Source organism: Paenibacillus piscarius (assembly GCF_022234545.1).
In the GTDB taxonomy this organism is placed as follows: domain Bacteria; phylum Bacillota; class Bacilli; order Paenibacillales; family Paenibacillaceae; genus Paenibacillus_AQ; species Paenibacillus_AQ piscarius.
In genome coordinates this window covers 1-17,184 of sequence record NZ_JAIEUI010000041.1, presented here as the reverse complement: position 1 = coordinate 17,184, position 17,184 = coordinate 1, and the positions used below count along the sequence as shown (strand labels likewise).

Below are 17,184 nucleotides of genomic sequence, written 5' to 3'. Positions count from 1 at the left end.
GATCGTCTTTGTCTTCGTTTAGAGAACGACCGACTTACTGAATAATTCTAGTTCAACTTATATAGTAGTTTTTTTAATTCATCTTCGATTTTAATTTTTATTTCACTATCCAAATCTGCATATCTTAACCTACTATTACTCTCATTAATGGTTATAATTTTTTTCTTGCTTTTCCCGCTAAGACCATTATTTAATTGTATAGAGTTATTAGTTATAAACTCTAAGTTATGTGTATAATTGTTTCCTTTTGGCATATCATCTGCATTAAGTGATAAGCCAACCCCAGTCATTTTACTAAGCAATTCGTACAAACTACTCATATCCCACTTAACAGAAGACTTTTTTGCTTGATAAGATTCAACAGAAGAAATAAAACCTTCCCTATTAAGATGACAAAACAAAAAATCATCATGATGTTCTAAGCAAATAAAGTACTCTGTATCTTTTAAGGCATTATACTGTTCGAACAAAAAGTACAATGCACAATATTTTTGAAATTCAGTGCCTGTTGAACCATGGACACCAGCGTTTACAGCAGAAGTACTGCTCAAATTATTCATTGTCTATTCCTCTACACAAATTATTCGAGTAAATTTGCATTAATACATTTCCTCCATCACAAAAGGGGTTATAGTATTAGGAATATTTCGACAAATTTATTAAATCCCCTCCTTTATCTATATTTATTCATACTTTTTTCTTTGATGAGTTTTATAAACGCAAATGAAACTTTCTGAAATTCAAATTACCTAAATTATAATTTTCTTACATAAACGTATAATCCCCCTCTCCATTCCTTCAACCGTTAGCTTTTGAGCATTAGCCACTATATTAATTCAAGTATATAATAGAACATGCGTTCGTTTCAAGGTATATTATGGTTGATATCGCTAACTTCTCACTTAACATACAAAAAACCGAAGCATACTTCAGCTCCGGTTCTTTACTGGCTTATTAAGTACCTTTATGATTTGACTCTCTCTCCCCGCTAAACACCTCAATCATCATTATCGCACCTATTTTATAACCTTGGATAAAAGATAAAGCCGACTGTAAGGAATTTGAGTCACTTTGTAAATCATACAGTTGCTCCACTTGTTTAAATTCTTCTTCGGGTAGTCTTTCTTTGAGCACCTGCAATAACTCAATGATGTTTTGATCAATCTTCTGTACCTCAGGATTACATGTATTGTTCAATTCATTTGGGCGCAATTTGCCGTAATAAAAATCCTCCAAAATAATGATCATCAGACCTCCTTCTGTGGACTTTCTCCCTACTAATGAATTAATTTTATGCGAAAACCGCATAAAACGCAATATGCAATTTTCGCATAAAGTACACTTGGCTTAGGTGATGAGCATTGTACACAAAAATCCGTGACTTACGCGAAGATAAAGATATAACACAGCAACAAATGGCTGACTTATTACATATTACACAAACCACCTATTCTCGCTATGAGAATGGGAATCTGGACCTCCCTAGCGTCGTTCTGATTAAGCTAGCTAATTTCCATAACGTTAGTGTTGATTATATTTTAGGGCAGACCACCACCCCTATGCGTTATCCTCCTGCACATGATTATTCTGGAACAGAAGCGAACTCATATGAATAACCACTCCCCAACAACACGTTCGTACTCTAAAACTCAGTCATGCATAATTTTTATGCGAAAACCGCATAAATAACAATATGCAACTTACGCATAACGTAAACTTGGCTTGGGTGATGAGCAATGTACGAAAGAATCCGCGGCTTACGCGAAGACAAAGATCTGACACAACAACAAATGGCTGAACTTTTAAAAATCACACAAGCCACTTATTCCCGATATGAGAATGGGAATTTGGATGTTCCGAGTGCCGTTCTGATTACGCTGGCTAACTTCCACAATGTTAGTATTGATTATATCTTGGGGCAGACTGATTCCCCTAAGCGATATTCTACAAAAAAAGAATAACCCGCAACCTAAAACAAGTTCATGCTAAGAAGCACATGAACTTGTTTTTATTTTTAGGGAATAGGCTTTCATGAAAAGAAGCTATTACCTATATAAATTGAACTTTTTAAAAAAAGGCGGTTTTCTATAAAATTGTTGCTTTCTTAGTTTCAAAGGGGGTAATTTTTAGTACCAAGTACTAAAACCTTGTTATAATGATTCTATAAACTACGGATACTAAGGAGAGAGCTACATATGAATGAATTAGAGGAGAATTTGTTTAGAAGCAGAAAAATATTGATAAAAGAGTTGTCTTCTCTGAATGACAATGAATTCAATCAAAGAGTGGATACTAATAAATGGAGCATTGCACAAATTTGTCATCATTTAGTCATTACAGAAATTTTGTTTACCAAAGCAATAATATCAGGACTTGATAAAATGAATGTAACAGAATCAACACGCAAACCAATTCATCTTGTATTGGATAAATCCAAGAAGTTTCAGGCACCTGAGATATCTGAACCCAGGTCGGAACCATTTCAAGTGTTACAAATACTTCTTCTGTTAAATGAATCCAGAAAAAATCTGACTGAGGCTATAAGCAAGGTGGATGATAAGACTATTTTAAAAACCATCACCGCAAAGCATCCTGTTTTCGAGGACTTGCCCTTAGACCAATGGATAGAATTGCTATATCTACACGAACAACGACATATCGAACAGATTATAACTCTGAAATCACTACGCTAATTCTTTTGACATCATCATCAATCATTATTCAATAAATATAGGAATTAGATGCCTTCAACGATACGCTTAGACCGCAGCGATACTTGCTCCAATAACTCGTCTTCATCAATCGTGAGCAGCTGACGGCCTTGCATTAACACTTTTCCGTTAACGATGGTGGTGTCCACATCCGCACCGTTAGCGCAGTAGGCGAGCAGTGAATGGAGGTTGTGCACCGGCTGCAAATGGGGTTTTCTCATATCAATCAAGATGATATCTGCCTTCTTTCCGATTTCGAGCGTGCCGACCTCATGGCCGATGCGGAGCAGTTCCGCACTTCCAGCCGTCGCCATACGAAGAGCATCCAAAGCGGGAAGCTTCGTGGGGTCTCCGTAATCCAATTTTTGCAGCCATGTTGCCGCCCGGATCTCTTCGAACATGTCTAACGTGGTGGCGCTGCCCGCCCCATCCGTGCCTAAGCCAATTATAATCCCTTGGTCAGCCATATCCTTGATCGGCGCTATGCCGCAGCCAAGCTTGAGATTGCTCACAGGATTATGGGACACGCCACCCCGCATACTTTTCAGATACCCAATATCACGGCGATTTAGATGCACGCTGTGTGCGAGGAGCACATGCGCCTTGTCAAACAGACCGAGGTGATACAAATATTCGGTTGGGGTCTGATTATACTTTTCCCGCATCTGAATGACTTCCTCTTTCGTTTCGGCCAAATGAGTATGTAACGGTATGTCCTCCTGCTCCGCCCAGTCGATAACCTCTCTAAAGGGCTGCGGAGGAACAGTGTAAGGGGAATGAGGCCCCAGCATGGTCGTGATTCTGCCTTCCGCTGCACCGCTCCAGTGACGGACGAGATCAAGCGCCTCGGACATTCGCCGCCCTCCGTCATTTTCGAGGAAGGTGAGCCCCCGCGTTAAAGAAGCCCGCATACCGGCCTCTTCCACCGCTGCCGCGATTTCATTCATGTGGATGTACATGTCGGCGAAGGTTGTCGTACCTGATTTAATCATTTCCGCCATCGCAAGCTTTGCTCCCCAATAGATGTCCTCTGGAGTCATGCGTGCTTCAGCAGGGAGCATTTTCCGGTTCAACCAATCCATAAGCTTCAGATCGTCGGAAAATCCCCGCAATAAGCTCATAGACGAGTGTTGGTGCGCGTTGATCAGCCCGGGCATTGCAGCCATCCCCCCGCCATCGATGACATCATCTGCCCCGGTGGATATGATGGACTGAATGTCCGCTATGCGGTCCCCATCAATGAGTATATCCCCGGTATATGGTTCCTCTTTCCCCATGGTTAAGATGGTCGCGCCTTTGATTAATGTCTTCATCGTGACAGCCTCCTTTGCTACGGTTTATACTAAACCTTGACGTTAAGTGAGGGTCAAGAACATAAAGGGGTCTAGCTCATGAAAATTAAAGAAGTCGCTGATATGCTGAAAATATCGCAGCGCGCGATTCGATTCTACGAAGCCAAAGGTCTCATTGCTCCTTCCAAACAAGCTGACAATCAGTACCGGATATTTGACGAAGAGGATATTTGGCGCTTACAGACGATCATTGCACTTCGCGAATCAGGAATGCCGGTTAGTGACATTAGGACTGCACTATTGGATATTGAAGCCAAAGGCAGCAGTAAATTACGATATTTGTTAGAGCTCCAGCGATCCGTCATGTTCACCAAGTGGGTCGAAATGCAGCAGATTATCGAGACAACAGACCAAATGATTGAGACCCTCAAAAATGACCATACCCTTCCGCTTGACGACATTTACATTCTGGCGGAGGGTTCGAGAAGACTGAGAGAACATCGGACATGGAAGGATAAGTGGGAGTATGACCGCTTAGCCGGCGTTCATGATCAGTTGGTTCAAGAGGACACACGGAAATATGGGGACTATGATGAGGCGCTGCGGCTCGTAGTGAAATGGGTCTCAGCAATGTGTGGAGAACGTGGATTGGATATTGGAACGGGGACAGGGAATTTAGCTGGCCGGCTGATCCATGAAGGTGCGGTGATGGCTGGAGTGGATCAGTCCAACGAAATGTTGAAGGAGTGTCAGCGTAAATTTCCCGAGATGGAGACCAAGCTTGGCAATTTCCTGGCATTGCCGTACCTTGACGGGAAATTTGATTTTATTGTTTCGAGCTTTGCCCTGCATCATCTGACAAGTGACCAAATGCTGTTGGCAATTCAGGAGATGCGCAGAGTACTAAAACCTCACGGACGGATCTGCATCGCCGATTTGATGATTGACGGGGAAGTAAGCACAGCGCATGAAGGTGATGAGGATTCTGTTCTACTCCCCAAGCTCATTGATTTATTAGAGGATAGCGGATGCATCACGAAGCACGTTAAAGTAAATAAACTGTTGCATGTTGTTTTAGCAGTACCTATCCGGTAAGCCAAAAAGCTTACCCCTGCGTCAAGGTTCACCGTATTGTATGTGTAGCCAACGAAGCCAGCGTTTAACTAGCCGGAAACGGATGAGTGATTATCTCTCCTCCTCCTCCTGCGTGACCTCCCGATCCTGAAATGCTAGTTCCAAACAGTAAAAAACGAAATTTATTCCTTAAGAGGGGATGCAATACCGGGTCACGAATATGATCTATGTCTGAAAAATTACGCACTGTAAGGAGAAATGGGAACGATATGAAGTTCGACCTTCGGGAATTAGCGTTGTTTGCAGAACAGACCGTAACCAAGGCAGTGGACAGAATTTCCGATTTGCGCAGCCGTGAAAAAATTGAAGTGAATTACAAGGATGCAGGTGAGCTTGTAACATCGGCTGATTTGCTATCGGAAAAAATCATTCAAGAAGCCATTAATGGGAGCTTTCAAGGTCATCGAATTCTTTCGGAGGAAGATGGAGTACATAACTGGGATAAGTTCAATTTTGACGGTCCGGTTTGGGTGGTAGACCCTTTAGATGGAACAGTTAACTTTGCACGAAACCTGCCGCATTACGGCATTTCATTGGCTTTTGCCCTTGATGGCGTAGTGCTGGCAGGAGCAGGGGAGGCCTGAAAAGGCTCCCCCTTAGTTTTCTTTTTAAAATAAATGTTATACAATAATAGTCCATTCCCTTTGATGTTCATTTCTTCAAAGAATATAACGAAAATATAAAACTGATTAATTAAACCTACGATACATCCTATTTTACTGTCTCTAACCAATTAATTTATAGTGTTTGGTGAATTTTTTAACAAAGAACAAGGATGTATGAGGAATTAATCTATTGATCTGTTCACATGTTAAATATACTTCACTGATTCTCTCATGCATTCTTCCAAACATTTCAAAGTGTTCTTTGCTACGATCTAGAAATACAGAAACAGGCATCTGAACCCAATTAAGTTCGTCGTACATACTCGAGTTAGGAAATTCATGCATAATTCCTGTCGATGGCTCAGGAATCTCGTGAATGATGTCGCCGATAAAACGGTTCTTCATATTTGCATGTATATTTCTTACATAAACAACTTCATCCAACCGAAGATAAGCAACATTTTTACGCGCGTTTAATCGAATGAACAAGTTCCCTGTCTTGCTTATCTGGGAGACATCATAGTTGTACAGGAAAGCAAAACAGCCTTCAGGATTAGAAATCATCATCCGATCAGTATCACGTTTATAAAGGTTTACGGTTTGATGCAAATTAACTCTTTCAACTAAGTAGTTGAAAAAATCTCCTGTATGATGGTAAACCTTCGAACGATAGGGTTTTATATTAAAACCTTCGTTTGCATATCTAACTACCTGTACTAAGAATTCTATAGCTCTCACTCCTCTGATTTTATTATTTGTTTCTTAAACTCTTTACCATTAGCAATAGGTGAATATCAGTAACATGGCTATTATACAACACTCTTTATTCTATTATTCACATCAGTATGCACTAGCACGTTCGATTATGGAAATAAGCAATTAAATGATGAGTCCTTTTATAATTTGAGTAAGTTTAGGATTATGAGGAGCAAAACATCACTCCCTCGTTTAAATACTAGCCGTTAGTGAACCGTATCATAGTTTACCAACGAAACATTACTCTTACTAGAAGCGTAAGTTGAACGACAACAGCAGCAGTCGACTTATTTAGTCTTTCTGCCGTTATTACTTTATTGGGTGCCTCTAAAACCACCAATAACACATGAATTTGTTTTGGCTTATATCCGCCCCGCTTCTACATGCGCGGCACCTCATTACTCAACCTTCTTCCAAAAACTAAACCGCGCCCCGCCCATCTCCGAGCGGGAATAAGTCATTTCCCTGTTCAATCGTGCTGCAATCTGGCGGCAGATGGCCAAGGCGAGTCCGGTACGGCTCTCCAGCCGGGAGAGCTGGACAGCTTGTCAACCATACCGATGAAGTGCTGTGACTAGATATCAATCGCCTCAAATCCCTCTTCCTATGTGACCACCTGATCTTCGTGTCTGGATAATGAACAACAGTAATTCCTGGATTAGTAGTGTCCAATCGACTTTGGTTCATCTTTCACAAGCCTGCAAGTGAAGCCATCCCACTAACGGTTCTGTAAACAAAATACACTATAGCTTCCCCGCACTTACTTAAAAGTTTTAGCACAGTACTTGTCCAGGCTTCATTGGCTCGACCACTTCACTGTCCACCGAATGTCTTGTGGCTGGCAAGGACAGACTGTCAAAGAATAATTCCTGCGTTTCTTTGGTCAAGGTAGTAATGTTATTAATTGTTTTTTATTGACAACTTTTGTCGTAAATCATCTTTTATTTTTTTGGTGAGTTATGATTATTATGTAAAAAACCAAAAAACATATCGAAAGAGGTGATCATTCTTTTAATATATTCATATTTAATAATCTGAGGAGGATAAAATGAAAAGAAAATTTCTGATTGGTTTTATTACTTTGTTCATAAGCACTTCATTCTTAGTAAGTAATGTGAACGCAGTTCCGGGAACTAATGGGAAATGGCCCAGTAGATTTAACACATTATATATTAATAGTAATAGCATAAACTCTCCTTGGGCTACAGGTGCTGCAAAATGGTACAACAACACAAATTTTAAAGTATCAACTGCTGTAGGTGTCAGTTCAACTTATTATGCCGTCAACGTATCTAATTCTTCTGTAACTTGGGATGGAATGACTTCTAAGGCTGTAAATAATGGTATACTTCAAAGCGCTATATTAAATTTAAATACTTACTATACATCAAATAGCATGTACACAAATAGTGTATTAGCTGGAGTGACAGGCCATGAAGTAGGGCATTCTCTGGGCTTGACACATACATCAGTTGTAGAAAGCAGTTCCATTATGCATCCGTATACTTTTAATAGTGATGGTAGTTTAGCCAGAGCACTTTCACCTTCGTCATCGGATATAAATTTTGTTAATGGACTTTATCCTGCTTTTACTATTTCTTCTGAAGAGACTGAATCAAAACTTGAAGATACTAGAGATGATTCTTTAGAGGATGGAATTTATATTCATCCTTCGTGGGCAGTGTATTATGAAGATAAAGAAGCTTTAACAAAAGCTGCTGATCTAGTTGTTAAAGGAAAAATGGTTGGAGAAGCAAAAAGTGACTTTAATAAGGGCGATTACCTCAATTACACTACCAAAGTCAATATAGAAATTATTGATACTTTAAAAGGAGATTACAGTCCTGGACAAATCATCACAATCTCTCAGATGGGAGGCACAGATGGGCAAGTAACTGTTTTTTCTGAGTCTTCAACCCACTTAAAGGATAATCAGGAGGTCATTTTATTTTTACGTAAAATAAATGAAAAAACATTCATACCCCTTAATGAAGATGATGGTATATTCATTTATGAATTAGGACAATTTAAAAATATAAGGTCTAATAAGGAGTTATAAATAATCCTGTAAAAAATACTTTCTGATTGATTTCAGAAAGTATTTTTAATTAAGGAAACATTTCCCCCTGAAGTTACGTCATGAAAGAGAGGTGATGATCATTGAAGAAAGTAATAATCATGTTTTTAATAATCCTGACGGCATGCTCCAATGCTAATAATGCTGGCGATTTAAAAAACAATCCTGCTAATGTAGCCAATGTAGATGAAAAAGTTGAGTCTTCCTTCCCCTACCCTTTAGTAATATGGGACAATCAAAAGTATAAGGTTACAACTGATGAAAAAATCAATATCAACAAAGTTGTTGGAGAAATTCTAAACTATTCTACAGATGAAACCCAAATTAAAGAAGATACTGATAACTTTTCAAACTATTACCCGAAGGGTACTCAAATTTGGTCAATCCAAGGAGTCGATTCCAAACAAGCTATTGCTATTGAATATGAGAAAAACAAGTATGTTAAAGCTGTTGTAGAATAAACGAGAACGATCAAATTAGGGATAAGGTTAGCTGAACGACAACAGTAGCAGTCTAAGACTTATTTAATCTTGTTCTGCTGCTGTTCCTTTTAATGATCCCGTCTAAAATAACCAATAACACATGAACTTGTTTTGGCTTATATCGCCCCGCGTCTACACACATGGCACCTTATTACCCAACCCTCCTCCTAAAACTAAACCGCACCCCGCCCAGCTCTGAGCGGGAATAAGTCAATTCCCCGTTCAATCGTGCCGCAATCTTGGTCCACCCGGATAACCATCTGATCCTGAAATGCTAGTTCCAAACAGTAAAAAACGAAATTTAATCCTTAAGAGGGGGTGCATTACCGGGTCACGAATATGATCTATGTCTGAAAAAATCACGCACTGTAAGGAGGAATGGGTACGAAATGAAGTTCGACCTTCGAGAATTGGCCTTGTTTGCAGAACAGACCGTAACCAAAGCAGGTGACAGAATTTCCGATCTGCGCAGCCGTAAGAACATTGAAGTGAATTACAAGGATGCAGGTGAGCTCGTAACATCGGCTGATTTGCTGTCGGAATAAATCATTCAAGAAGCCATTAATGGGAGATTTCAAGGTAATCGAATTCTTTCGGAGGAAGATGGCGTACATAACTGGGATAATTTCAATTTTAAAGGTCCGGTTTGGGTGGTAGATCCATTAGATGGAACAGTTAATTTTGCCCGGAACCTGCCGCATTACGGCGTTTCATTGGCTTTTGCCCTTGATGGCGTAGTGCTGGCAGGAGCCGTGTATGCGCCAGAGTTGAGCTGTACCTATGTAGGAATTAAAGGCGAAGGCTCCTATTGCAATGGTGAGCGCTTAGGAATTCGTGAATGTACTTCACTACTAGATGCTGTCATAGGTACGGGTTTTCCTCATGATCCAGCTCAAGTTCAGCCAGCAATTGAAAGAGTGAACCGGCTCAGAAGAAACTGTCGTGACATTAGACGCTTTGCCGCACCAAAATTAGATATTTGTTATGTGGCCTCCGGAAAGTTAGATGCTCATACAGAGAGTCTTTCACCCTGGGACGTAGCAGCAGCAGGTTTAATTGCACGGGAGGCGGGAGCATTGAGCTGCCATGTACATTCAGTGCCAAATAACATCCCTGTAGAACTTTATGGTGAAGAGGTTGTATTCACGACACCTGGCATCTGCGAGGATCTCTTGACGTTATTGCGAATGAAATGTGAATAAAAGAAGTGTGTTGTTCTTCAGGGGGGTTGGCTTAGCGTAACGGACTGAGTGCTCTTATTTGGGAAGAAAGTCGCCAATTGGGCGAATAACGGACTCCACAGGCCTTATACTTTGCACTTCAGCTCCGAAACGTCTCATAGAGAGACTATAAGGTCGCCTGAGTCTGTTAAGCTGCAAAAAGTGGCGTTTTCGCGGGGATAAGGTCTCTCCGGTCCGTTAGATTTTGGGTTGATAGGGTAATATGTAATAATATTGAGGATGTAAATTCTTGAGTGATTATTTTAATAACGGAGGAATGTAGCATGGGGATTTCTATTTATTACACTTGTATGAGAAATCATAACCTTACCAGCAGTGAGCAGCAAGAGATAACAGCCATCATTGATAAATACAATGCGGGTTTTGAAATGAAGGATATTGGAGAAACATTTTATGTTTATGACTATGATCAGGAGGAACCAACGGTGATCTTTGCAGGTTCAACAAAGCTGCCCCTTTCAGACAATTTTGAAGATACATTGCAGGCGCTGTTTTATTGGTTGACCTGTTTGACGGATATTAGAAGAAGTATTACTAATGGAGATTGGCATGTGCATCTAGATGATACGGATGCAATTTGGGATGAGGAAACGGGCTGGCACATGCCCGGCGATTAGTATTCTTAGGTGGAACAATCTTTTGATACTATTCAAAATCTTGAAGATGATTGGTATGAAGAGTGCCGATGAAAATAATGCTGTTACCCAATATTTTTCCTAAAACTAAACCGCGCCCCGCCCAGCTCCGAGCGGGAATAGGTCAGCTCGCCGTTCAGCCGTGCTGCAATCTGACGGCAGATGGCCAGGCCGAGGCCGGTGACGCCGTTCGCTCCAGTATAGAAACGCTCGAAGACCGCTTCCCGTTCCTCCTCCGCCAGACCTGGGCCGTTATCTTCAATATGGATCGCCCATGCGGCTCCCGGAACCTCCGGGTCCACCCGGATGACCACCTGATCTGTGGTATGCCTAACTGCATTCTGCAATAGATTGACTAGGATACGGAACAGCTGCTCACCGGGAATCGTAGCGCATAGGCTCTCCCCTTCCACAGTGAGCTTCAGATCCCGCCTGCCGGCCTCCGGCATGAGCAGCATAGCGGCTTCTTCGGCCATCGTCCGCAGGTCAACGGCGGCGGCGGGCCAATGCTCGTCTACGGCTTCCAGCCGGGAGAGCTGGAGCAGCTTGTCCACCATATCAATTAAGCGCTGCGATTGGTTGGTGATGACCTCAAGCCCCTCCTCCTGCGAGACCACCTGATCCTGAATGGCGAACACGAAGCCGTGGATGGACATGAGAGGGGTTTTGAGTTCATGCGAGATATTCTGCAGGAATTCTATCTGGCTCTGCTGATGCTGCTGGATACGCCCAGACATGGACTGGAAGGTGGTCATCAGCTCCCCGATCTCGGTCCGGTCCCCCTGCGGAAAAGGATTATGCTGTGCATAGGAAGGCTCATATCGCCCAACGGCCTCCTTCAGCCGGTTCAGCGGCCGCACTACCCGTGAGACGGCGAACAGCCCGATGGCAAGAATTACCACAAAGCTGGCTCCTATGGACAACAATGTGGTCCGCATGAGGGAGCCGTATAAGGCTCGAAGCGAGGACAGCGGCGAATAGATGAAGATTTCATCAGACAGCCCCCTCAGCTTTTCCTGTGCATATAATACCTTTCTGCCGTGTAAGAGGGCTATTCCCTTTTTCCCCGTAGGCGTGTAGTGCAGTTGCTTGCCTTCCTCCTTCTCATTGCTGGCGTCAATTATCTTCTGATCTGCATCCAGAATCATATAGTCAGCGTTCATCATCAGTCCCTTGACCACATACTTAAACTGTGTACTGCTGAGATTGTTGAGGTCACCATCGCTGATCAGCTTCTGCGCCTTCCCCACCTGTCCGTGCAGCTCTGCCTTCACCTGATTCATCAGAATGTCGTCGATCAGGCGCACGAACAACATCACCGTAATCGCTACAGTGACGAGCATGGCAATGCAGAGCGAGAACAGCATTTTACCGCGAATGGTCCGCATGGCTACACCTTCCGCACGGATGCCCGGTATCCGAAGCCCCACACCGTATCAATTAGCAGCGTGGAGTGGTGCTCGGCAAGCTTTTTGCGGATTCTTTTGACCACATCGTCTACGACCCGGACATCCCCGAAAAAGTCATATTCCCACACCTGCTGAATCAGATGCTCACGCCCGAAGGGCCGTTCCAGATGGGAGGCCAAGAAGAGCAGCAGATCGAATTCCCGCGAGGTCAGGCTTACTTCCTCTGCATTCACTGTCACTTTCCGGTAATCCGCATCAATCTCCACGTTCCCGGACTTGCACACTTGCTTCGCCGCCGTCACTGGCGATGTCTCCTCCGCAGCAGCATTGCCCGCTCTAGCCAGACGCAGCATAGACTTCACCCGGCCCACCAGCTCACGCGGATTGAACGGCTTGCTCAGGAAGTCACTACAGCCCAGCTCCAGTCCCTGAATCCTGTCACTCTCTTCGCCGCGTGCAGAGATCATAATAATGGGAAGTTCGGTGAAGGTGCGCAGCTCGGTAAGCAGTGCGAGACCGTCAATGCCGGGCATCATAATGTCGAGGATCAGGCAATCCGGGTGCTCTGTACGGACATGTTCAACCAGCGTGCGGCCATTCGGGAACGAAGTCACCTCGTACTCTTCCTTGCGCAAATATTCCGAGAGCAGCTGTAAAATAAAAAGATCGTCATCTACGACCACAATTTTCGCCATTATGTATACCCCTTTACCGTTCTAATCTAGCTCTATTATACCCAACTAGCTAATCCAGAGATAATGGTGTACAGTTACGTTAATCCCCACAATAGACAAACATACCCAAATTAAAATTGAGTAGGTGATTAGGTGTTTATCTGGTTGCATATTGTTCTTCCCATATCTTGCTTTTCATTTCTTTTTAACTTTGCGCTCATGTTTAAGAAGCTCCGTGATGGGAATGGGGTTTCGATCCGAAATGTCATTCTGGCTTCAGTTGGACTTTATTTAATGATCTATATCCCATCATTGTTTATAGCTATGGAAGCTGGAAGAGTATAATTCACGCCCTTGATCAAGAGACGAAATGCGATTGGAATCAAGATCGTGTTTCGTCTTTTTCGTATGCCAGCTTACATATCCGCAGACCGACCGTCACAACCTGTCTCACTCCTCAATAATATAAATTAAAGGAGGAGTGAATATGACTGAGCGAGTTCGCAGAATCCTCTCAAGTATACTGGCGGTTACGGTTCTAGTATTGGGTATCCATATCGCCGCAGCTTCTGCCAGCAGCACAGTGTCCATTACATCCGTAACGGTCAAGAAATCCGGTATTGAGGTTCGTCCTTACACCAGTAACCCGGCATTATCCAAGGAACAGCGGGTCACAGCGTATCGTAATTACAAGAATCTGACACGAGTCGTCATGATAGAAAAGTATGTCTTGTCCGATAAGGGAACCAAGCAAAAGATAGGTACAGCTGCAGGCTTTATGTTACCCGGCGGATACATTGTCACCAACAATCACGTGGCCCCCGAGAGTTATAATGGAAAGGCATTACGATTCCAGATCACCTTTTATGCGCAAAAGTCGGACGGGTATCTGCTCGGCTCACTAGTGGCTACCGATGTGAAGGAAGACCTCTCCCTGCTGAAAGTTGACGCTAATAAAATCCCCAAGGCTTATCAAGACAGCTATTTCAAATATTTCAACCTCCAGCCGGCGGCAGGTGAGAAGGTGACGGTCATCGGGCACCCTACTAAGCCAATAGAAACATCTAACACGGCAAAAACGAAGAAGTACACCTGGACACCACTCTACGGAACGTTCACCGCCGACAATGTGGCTGTTTTCCGCAAATCGAAAAATACCTCCATCCCCGACATTTACACGAATTCCATGGAGATCAAAGTACAGACCTGGCCCGGGAACAGCGGCAGCCCCGTCATAGATTCGAATGATAAGATAGTCGGCGTCATCTCCTCTACTATACTCGGTGAACCCCGTTCCTTTGCTACCAGCTCGAAGCTTATTTTACAATTCATCGAAAATAACCATTTGTCAAAAGCCATTTTTGGACACGCCGCTGACGGAGGTCAGAGGTAGTTAGATGATAGATCAAAGACGGGACTCTTCCTGAGCCCCGCCTTTGACTGTTGTACGTATGATGCCTACTTAAGAATCTATTGAGTGCTTTATTTCTTTTTAGTTGTCACTGTAGTCTTGTTGCCGGATTTAGCAGGTGCAGCTTTTTTGGCGGAAACTTTGTGTTTAGCGGTTACGGACTTCTTTACTGCTGCTTTGTGCTTAGCTGGCGCTGCTGTTGATACTGCTGCCTTGGCAGGAGTGGAGACTTTCACAGGAGTTACCTTAGCAGGGGCAGCAGATTTTACAGCTGGTGTAGTTACCTTCACTTCTTTCACAGATTTCACAACAGGCGCCGTTGCTGCGAATGCGCTCGTGGAGCCGCCCACCACACTTACTACTGCCAACACTGCGATTACTCTTCTTGTCCATTTGATCATTTCAATCACCTCTTCTTTGAAAGTATCTTCATCTTAGCAGGCGATTGCGGGAATTCTGTGGAACAAGTATGAGTAAAATATATGAAAATTGCGTTATAGAATGCGGACGGTGGCGGCATCCTTGCCTATGATCTCCCCATAGTGAACAACGATATCGCGTATCCATTCATTCTTAGAGAATTTACTGGGATCCCGATGCCAGGTTATCAGTGCTTGTGTGTGTCTTATGCCGTTCATGGTTTTTCCAGCCCCAGACCGTTCATTACATAGGGACGAGCAAGGTCTACGAGCAGATCGGGCCGATTATTCTCCCCAGCATTTAACCAATAATGCGCAGCGCCATAGATGGCTGAACCTGTCATAGCCGACATGATCTTTATCTGATGAATGTCCTCCCCATGACAGTTATCCTCCTTAATAAATATGCTTTCTATGGTTTGCTGCAGCAGTTTCTTGATTTTATCATCGACCAGCTTAGCCATTGGATTGGAATCAATTCGGCAGATCCGATAAAAATCTATGATGTATTGGTGCGTCATAATGATCAACTGGCCACAAATATCATCCGTGAACTCCTCTGCATTCACCACTTGCTCAGGAATCCTCTCATGAAAAGCCTGTTCTGTGACTTCGTCCAGCAAAGCATATTTATCTTCAAAATGGGCATAAAAGGTGGCGCGGTTAATGGTAGCTTCCTGAGCGATATCTTTGATGGTGATTGCATCAAAGCCTTTCTTTTGCAGCAAATCTCTGAACGCTGTTCTGATTAACTGCCGGGTGCGCAATACCCTCGGATCTTCCTGATTTACCATCCCTATATCTCCTTATTAAGCATCAATATTCACAATGTGTTGCCTATGCAACTTTCCTCTAACTCTGCCGGTTGAACTCTCAAGTCCGGAATATTATTATCTTATCAAACAGGTGTTGCTTAAACAATCAGTGAGTCATACTTATGTTCAATTTATGAGGAGGATCATTATGAAAGCTATTGCTTTGACAAGCTTTGGAATTCCCGAAGCGCTAGAAGAACTGGAAATATCCGTTCCCGCAATCACCGACACACAGGTTCTCGTCGAAATGCGCGCCTCATCCATCAATCCCGCAGATCAACTATTTCGCAGCGGTGCAATTCTTGAGGGTCCATTGGCCGATAAATTTTCAGATCAATTTCAATTGCCGCTTGTTCTTGGTAATGAAGTAGCCGGTATTGTTACGGAGGTTGGCGGGAAAGTCCGGCATTTCAAGCCGGGGGATCGTGTTATGGGTATGATTCCGCGAGGTTCCTACATGGACTATGTTGCCGTGGAGGAGGATCTTCTGGCCGTTATTCCTGAGAGTCTCTCCTTCGAAGAGGCAGGCGCCGCGCCTGCCGTTGCCCTGCCAGCCTGGCAAGCGCTGTTTGAGCATGGCCAGCTTCAACCGGGACAACGCATCCTTATTCAAGCTGGCGCTGGAGGAGTCGGACATGCAGCAGTCCAGTTAGCCAAGCAGCATGGAGCATATGTAATAGCGACTGCCAGGGATTATAATCACGATTTCGTCAAAGGACTCGGCGCTGACGAGGTGATCGATTATACGAAAGCCGACTTCGCCACTCAAATCACAGAGCCTGTTGATTTTGTATTGGATGCCGCTATGGACTCATCCACTTTCGGTACCGGGTTACCGGGAGACATCGGAAGGAAGAACTACTCGGTCATCAAGGATGGCGGGACCTATATTTCAGTGGTGGCATTCGCGCTCAATGAATACCCGAAGATCCGCGGCATTCACGCCTATTTCTTCCAGGCAAGAGCTAACCGTGCTGATTTTGAATCCATTCTCCGCCGTATGCAAGAGAATAAATTGAATATTCATATCCATGAGGCTTATCCCTTCACTGCCCAAGGCCTGCTTCAGGCGTATCGCAAAAGTGAAGAGCTAACCAAACGGGGGAAAATCATCATAACGAAAAATCTTGGATAAATGCCATGCCTGACGGGATGGGAATTTGTAATCTGCACAAGCGGAAACGGCTTTGCCGTCCATTTTAAGGACGGCACCCGTTTCAGCGAGAAATATAAGGATAAGTTATCGTGTGCAACATATAAATTCTTATATTTTGAAAAAAGGAGCTATCCCAGAAGCCATGAAGCGGCTGCTTGGGATAGCTCTTTACGCTGGAGTAGATTGGGCGTGAGCACTTGGGGGAGGGGGAACGCTCCGATTCGGGCCTCAGGCCTACGTGTGTGCAAATGTATGCTGTTTTCAACATACATTTAGCCCGTGCACCTTCAGCGAGCTCATTGCTCCACAGCCCCCTAAAGAAGTTGGAGTCCTCCCCCACAAAAATGTAGACTAGATATAGGAGGAG

At 43.5% G+C, this 17,184-nt stretch carries 20 protein-coding genes; 12 read left to right on the top strand and 8 right to left on the bottom strand.

Features of this window, described 5'->3' with window-relative positions; all coding sequences use genetic code 11:
• Positions 1 to 47: 47 nt before the first annotated feature.
• Positions 48 to 560, bottom strand: coding sequence for a dsDNA nuclease domain-containing protein (locus K1558_RS32325; protein ID WP_238656190.1), 513 nt, complete (start codon positions 558 to 560; stop codon positions 48 to 50).
• Positions 561 to 954: 394 nt separating this feature from the next.
• Positions 955 to 1,248: a DUF6809 family protein gene (locus K1558_RS32320; RefSeq protein WP_238656188.1), complete on the bottom strand. Its 294-nt coding sequence runs from the start codon at positions 1,246 to 1,248 to the stop codon at positions 955 to 957.
• 113 nt (positions 1,249 to 1,361) lie between these two features.
• Here K1558_RS32320 and K1558_RS32315 point away from each other — a divergent pair, with 113 nt between their 5' ends.
• The 3 genes from K1558_RS32315 (at position 1,362) to K1558_RS32305 (ending at position 2,693) form a co-directional block, all read left to right on the top strand.
• Positions 1,362 to 1,616 (top strand): helix-turn-helix domain-containing protein, encoded by a 255-nt coding sequence (locus K1558_RS32315; RefSeq protein WP_238656186.1) that lies wholly within the window; start codon positions 1,362 to 1,364, stop codon positions 1,614 to 1,616.
• A 120-nt stretch (positions 1,617 to 1,736) separates the two neighbouring features.
• Complete coding sequence (locus K1558_RS32310) at positions 1,737 to 1,961, top strand: helix-turn-helix domain-containing protein (RefSeq protein ID WP_238656184.1); 225 nt, start codon at positions 1,737 to 1,739, stop codon at positions 1,959 to 1,961.
• A 234-nt stretch (positions 1,962 to 2,195) separates the two neighbouring features.
• Entirely contained in the window at positions 2,196 to 2,693 is a 498-nt protein-coding gene (locus K1558_RS32305; protein WP_238656182.1) for a DinB family protein, read from the top strand.
• Positions 2,694 to 2,737: 44 nt separating this feature from the next.
• On the opposite strand, the gene K1558_RS32300 is transcribed toward K1558_RS32305, so the two are convergent.
• On the bottom strand, positions 2,738 to 4,024 hold the full coding sequence (locus K1558_RS32300; RefSeq protein WP_238656180.1) for an amidohydrolase: 1,287 nt from the start codon (positions 4,022 to 4,024) through the stop codon (positions 2,738 to 2,740).
• A 78-nt stretch (positions 4,025 to 4,102) separates the two neighbouring features.
• Here K1558_RS32300 and K1558_RS32295 point away from each other — a divergent pair, with 78 nt between their 5' ends.
• Both K1558_RS32295 and K1558_RS32290 read left to right on the top strand, forming a co-directional pair.
• Positions 4,103 to 5,098 (top strand): MerR family transcriptional regulator, encoded by a 996-nt coding sequence (locus K1558_RS32295; RefSeq protein WP_238656178.1) that lies wholly within the window; start codon positions 4,103 to 4,105, stop codon positions 5,096 to 5,098.
• 248 nt (positions 5,099 to 5,346) lie between these two features.
• The gene (locus K1558_RS32290; RefSeq protein ID WP_238656176.1) at positions 5,347 to 5,721 is read left to right on the top strand and encodes an inositol monophosphatase family protein; all 375 of its coding nucleotides are present in this window, start codon (positions 5,347 to 5,349) and stop codon (positions 5,719 to 5,721) included.
• Positions 5,722 to 5,862: 141 nt separating this feature from the next.
• On the opposite strand, the gene K1558_RS32285 is transcribed toward K1558_RS32290, so the two are convergent.
• The gene (locus K1558_RS32285) at positions 5,863 to 6,480 is read right to left on the bottom strand and encodes a hypothetical protein (protein ID WP_238656173.1); all 618 of its coding nucleotides are present in this window, start codon (positions 6,478 to 6,480) and stop codon (positions 5,863 to 5,865) included.
• 1,066 nt (positions 6,481 to 7,546) lie between these two features.
• Between K1558_RS32285 and K1558_RS32280 the strand changes: the two genes are divergently transcribed.
• The 5 genes from K1558_RS32280 (at position 7,547) to K1558_RS32260 (ending at position 10,915) form a co-directional block, all read left to right on the top strand.
• The gene (locus tag K1558_RS32280; RefSeq protein ID WP_238656171.1) at positions 7,547 to 8,557 is read left to right on the top strand and encodes a matrixin family metalloprotease; all 1,011 of its coding nucleotides are present in this window, start codon (positions 7,547 to 7,549) and stop codon (positions 8,555 to 8,557) included.
• Positions 8,558 to 8,658: 101 nt separating this feature from the next.
• A complete protein-coding gene (locus K1558_RS32275) occupies positions 8,659 to 9,036 on the top strand; it encodes a hypothetical protein (protein WP_238656169.1) in 378 nt (125 codons plus the stop codon).
• Between the two features lie 410 nt (positions 9,037 to 9,446).
• Entirely contained in the window at positions 9,447 to 9,602 is a 156-nt protein-coding gene (locus K1558_RS32270) for a hypothetical protein (RefSeq protein ID WP_238656167.1), read from the top strand.
• On the top strand, positions 9,603 to 10,259 hold the full coding sequence (locus K1558_RS32265; RefSeq protein WP_338019752.1) for an inositol monophosphatase family protein: 657 nt from the start codon (positions 9,603 to 9,605) through the stop codon (positions 10,257 to 10,259).
• Positions 10,260 to 10,561: 302 nt separating this feature from the next.
• Positions 10,562 to 10,915, top strand: a complete 354-nt coding sequence (locus K1558_RS32260; protein WP_238656165.1) for a hypothetical protein — start codon at positions 10,562 to 10,564, stop codon at positions 10,913 to 10,915.
• Between the two features lie 83 nt (positions 10,916 to 10,998).
• Here the strand turns inward: K1558_RS32260 and K1558_RS32255 are convergent, their stop codons facing one another.
• Positions 10,999 to 12,321, bottom strand: a complete 1,323-nt coding sequence (locus K1558_RS32255) for a sensor histidine kinase (RefSeq protein ID WP_238656163.1) — start codon at positions 12,319 to 12,321, stop codon at positions 10,999 to 11,001.
• 2 nt (positions 12,322 to 12,323) lie between these two features.
• Complete coding sequence (locus K1558_RS32250; protein ID WP_238656161.1) at positions 12,324 to 13,037, bottom strand: response regulator transcription factor; 714 nt, start codon at positions 13,035 to 13,037, stop codon at positions 12,324 to 12,326.
• Between the two features lie 466 nt (positions 13,038 to 13,503).
• On the opposite strand from K1558_RS32250, the gene K1558_RS32245 reads away from it, so the two are divergent.
• A complete protein-coding gene (locus K1558_RS32245; RefSeq protein WP_238656159.1) occupies positions 13,504 to 14,409 on the top strand; it encodes a S1 family peptidase in 906 nt (301 codons plus the stop codon).
• A gap of 89 nt (positions 14,410 to 14,498) precedes the next feature.
• Here the strand turns inward: K1558_RS32245 and K1558_RS32240 are convergent, their stop codons facing one another.
• Together K1558_RS32240 and K1558_RS32235 are read right to left on the bottom strand one after the other, a co-directional pair.
• Entirely contained in the window at positions 14,499 to 14,828 is a 330-nt protein-coding gene (locus tag K1558_RS32240; protein ID WP_238656157.1) for a hypothetical protein, read from the bottom strand.
• Positions 14,829 to 15,061: 233 nt separating this feature from the next.
• Complete coding sequence (locus tag K1558_RS32235; protein ID WP_238656155.1) at positions 15,062 to 15,640, bottom strand: TetR/AcrR family transcriptional regulator; 579 nt, start codon at positions 15,638 to 15,640, stop codon at positions 15,062 to 15,064.
• Positions 15,641 to 15,809: 169 nt separating this feature from the next.
• On the opposite strand from K1558_RS32235, the gene K1558_RS32230 reads away from it, so the two are divergent.
• Entirely contained in the window at positions 15,810 to 16,796 is a 987-nt protein-coding gene (locus K1558_RS32230) for an NADP-dependent oxidoreductase (protein WP_238656152.1), read from the top strand.
• The last annotated feature ends 388 nt before the right edge of the window (positions 16,797 to 17,184 follow it).

Excerpts from the sequence above, each read along its gene's own strand:
- K1558_RS32255 (WP_238656163.1), bottom strand. The coding sequence starts at position 12,321 with ATGCGGACCATTCGCGGTAAAATGCTGTTCTCGCTCTGCATTGCCATG.
- K1558_RS32280 (WP_238656171.1), top strand. The coding sequence starts at position 7,547 with ATGAAAAGAAAATTTCTGATTGGTTTTATTACTTTGTTCATAAGCACT.
- K1558_RS32295 (WP_238656178.1), top strand. The coding sequence starts at position 4,103 with ATGAAAATTAAAGAAGTCGCTGATATGCTGAAAATATCGCAGCGCGCG.
- K1558_RS32290 (WP_238656176.1), top strand. The coding sequence starts at position 5,347 with ATGAAGTTCGACCTTCGGGAATTAGCGTTGTTTGCAGAACAGACCGTA.
- K1558_RS32300 (WP_238656180.1), bottom strand. The coding sequence starts at position 4,024 with ATGAAGACATTAATCAAAGGCGCGACCATCTTAACCATGGGGAAAGAG.
- K1558_RS32240 (WP_238656157.1), bottom strand. The coding sequence starts at position 14,828 with ATGATCAAATGGACAAGAAGAGTAATCGCAGTGTTGGCAGTAGTAAGT.
- K1558_RS32325 (WP_238656190.1), bottom strand. The coding sequence starts at position 560 with ATGAATAATTTGAGCAGTACTTCTGCTGTAAACGCTGGTGTCCATGGT.
- K1558_RS32245 (WP_238656159.1), top strand. The coding sequence starts at position 13,504 with ATGACTGAGCGAGTTCGCAGAATCCTCTCAAGTATACTGGCGGTTACG.
- K1558_RS32250 (WP_238656161.1), bottom strand. The coding sequence starts at position 13,037 with ATGGCGAAAATTGTGGTCGTAGATGACGATCTTTTTATTTTACAGCTG.
- K1558_RS32305 (WP_238656182.1), top strand. The coding sequence starts at position 2,196 with ATGAATGAATTAGAGGAGAATTTGTTTAGAAGCAGAAAAATATTGATA.
- K1558_RS32230 (WP_238656152.1), top strand. The coding sequence starts at position 15,810 with ATGAAAGCTATTGCTTTGACAAGCTTTGGAATTCCCGAAGCGCTAGAA.
- K1558_RS32310 (WP_238656184.1), top strand. The coding sequence starts at position 1,737 with ATGTACGAAAGAATCCGCGGCTTACGCGAAGACAAAGATCTGACACAA.
- K1558_RS32270 (WP_238656167.1), top strand. The coding sequence starts at position 9,447 with ATGAAGTTCGACCTTCGAGAATTGGCCTTGTTTGCAGAACAGACCGTA.
- K1558_RS32260 (WP_238656165.1), top strand. The coding sequence starts at position 10,562 with ATGGGGATTTCTATTTATTACACTTGTATGAGAAATCATAACCTTACC.
- K1558_RS32235 (WP_238656155.1), bottom strand. The coding sequence starts at position 15,640 with ATGGTAAATCAGGAAGATCCGAGGGTATTGCGCACCCGGCAGTTAATC.
- K1558_RS32320 (WP_238656188.1), bottom strand. The coding sequence starts at position 1,248 with ATGATCATTATTTTGGAGGATTTTTATTACGGCAAATTGCGCCCAAAT.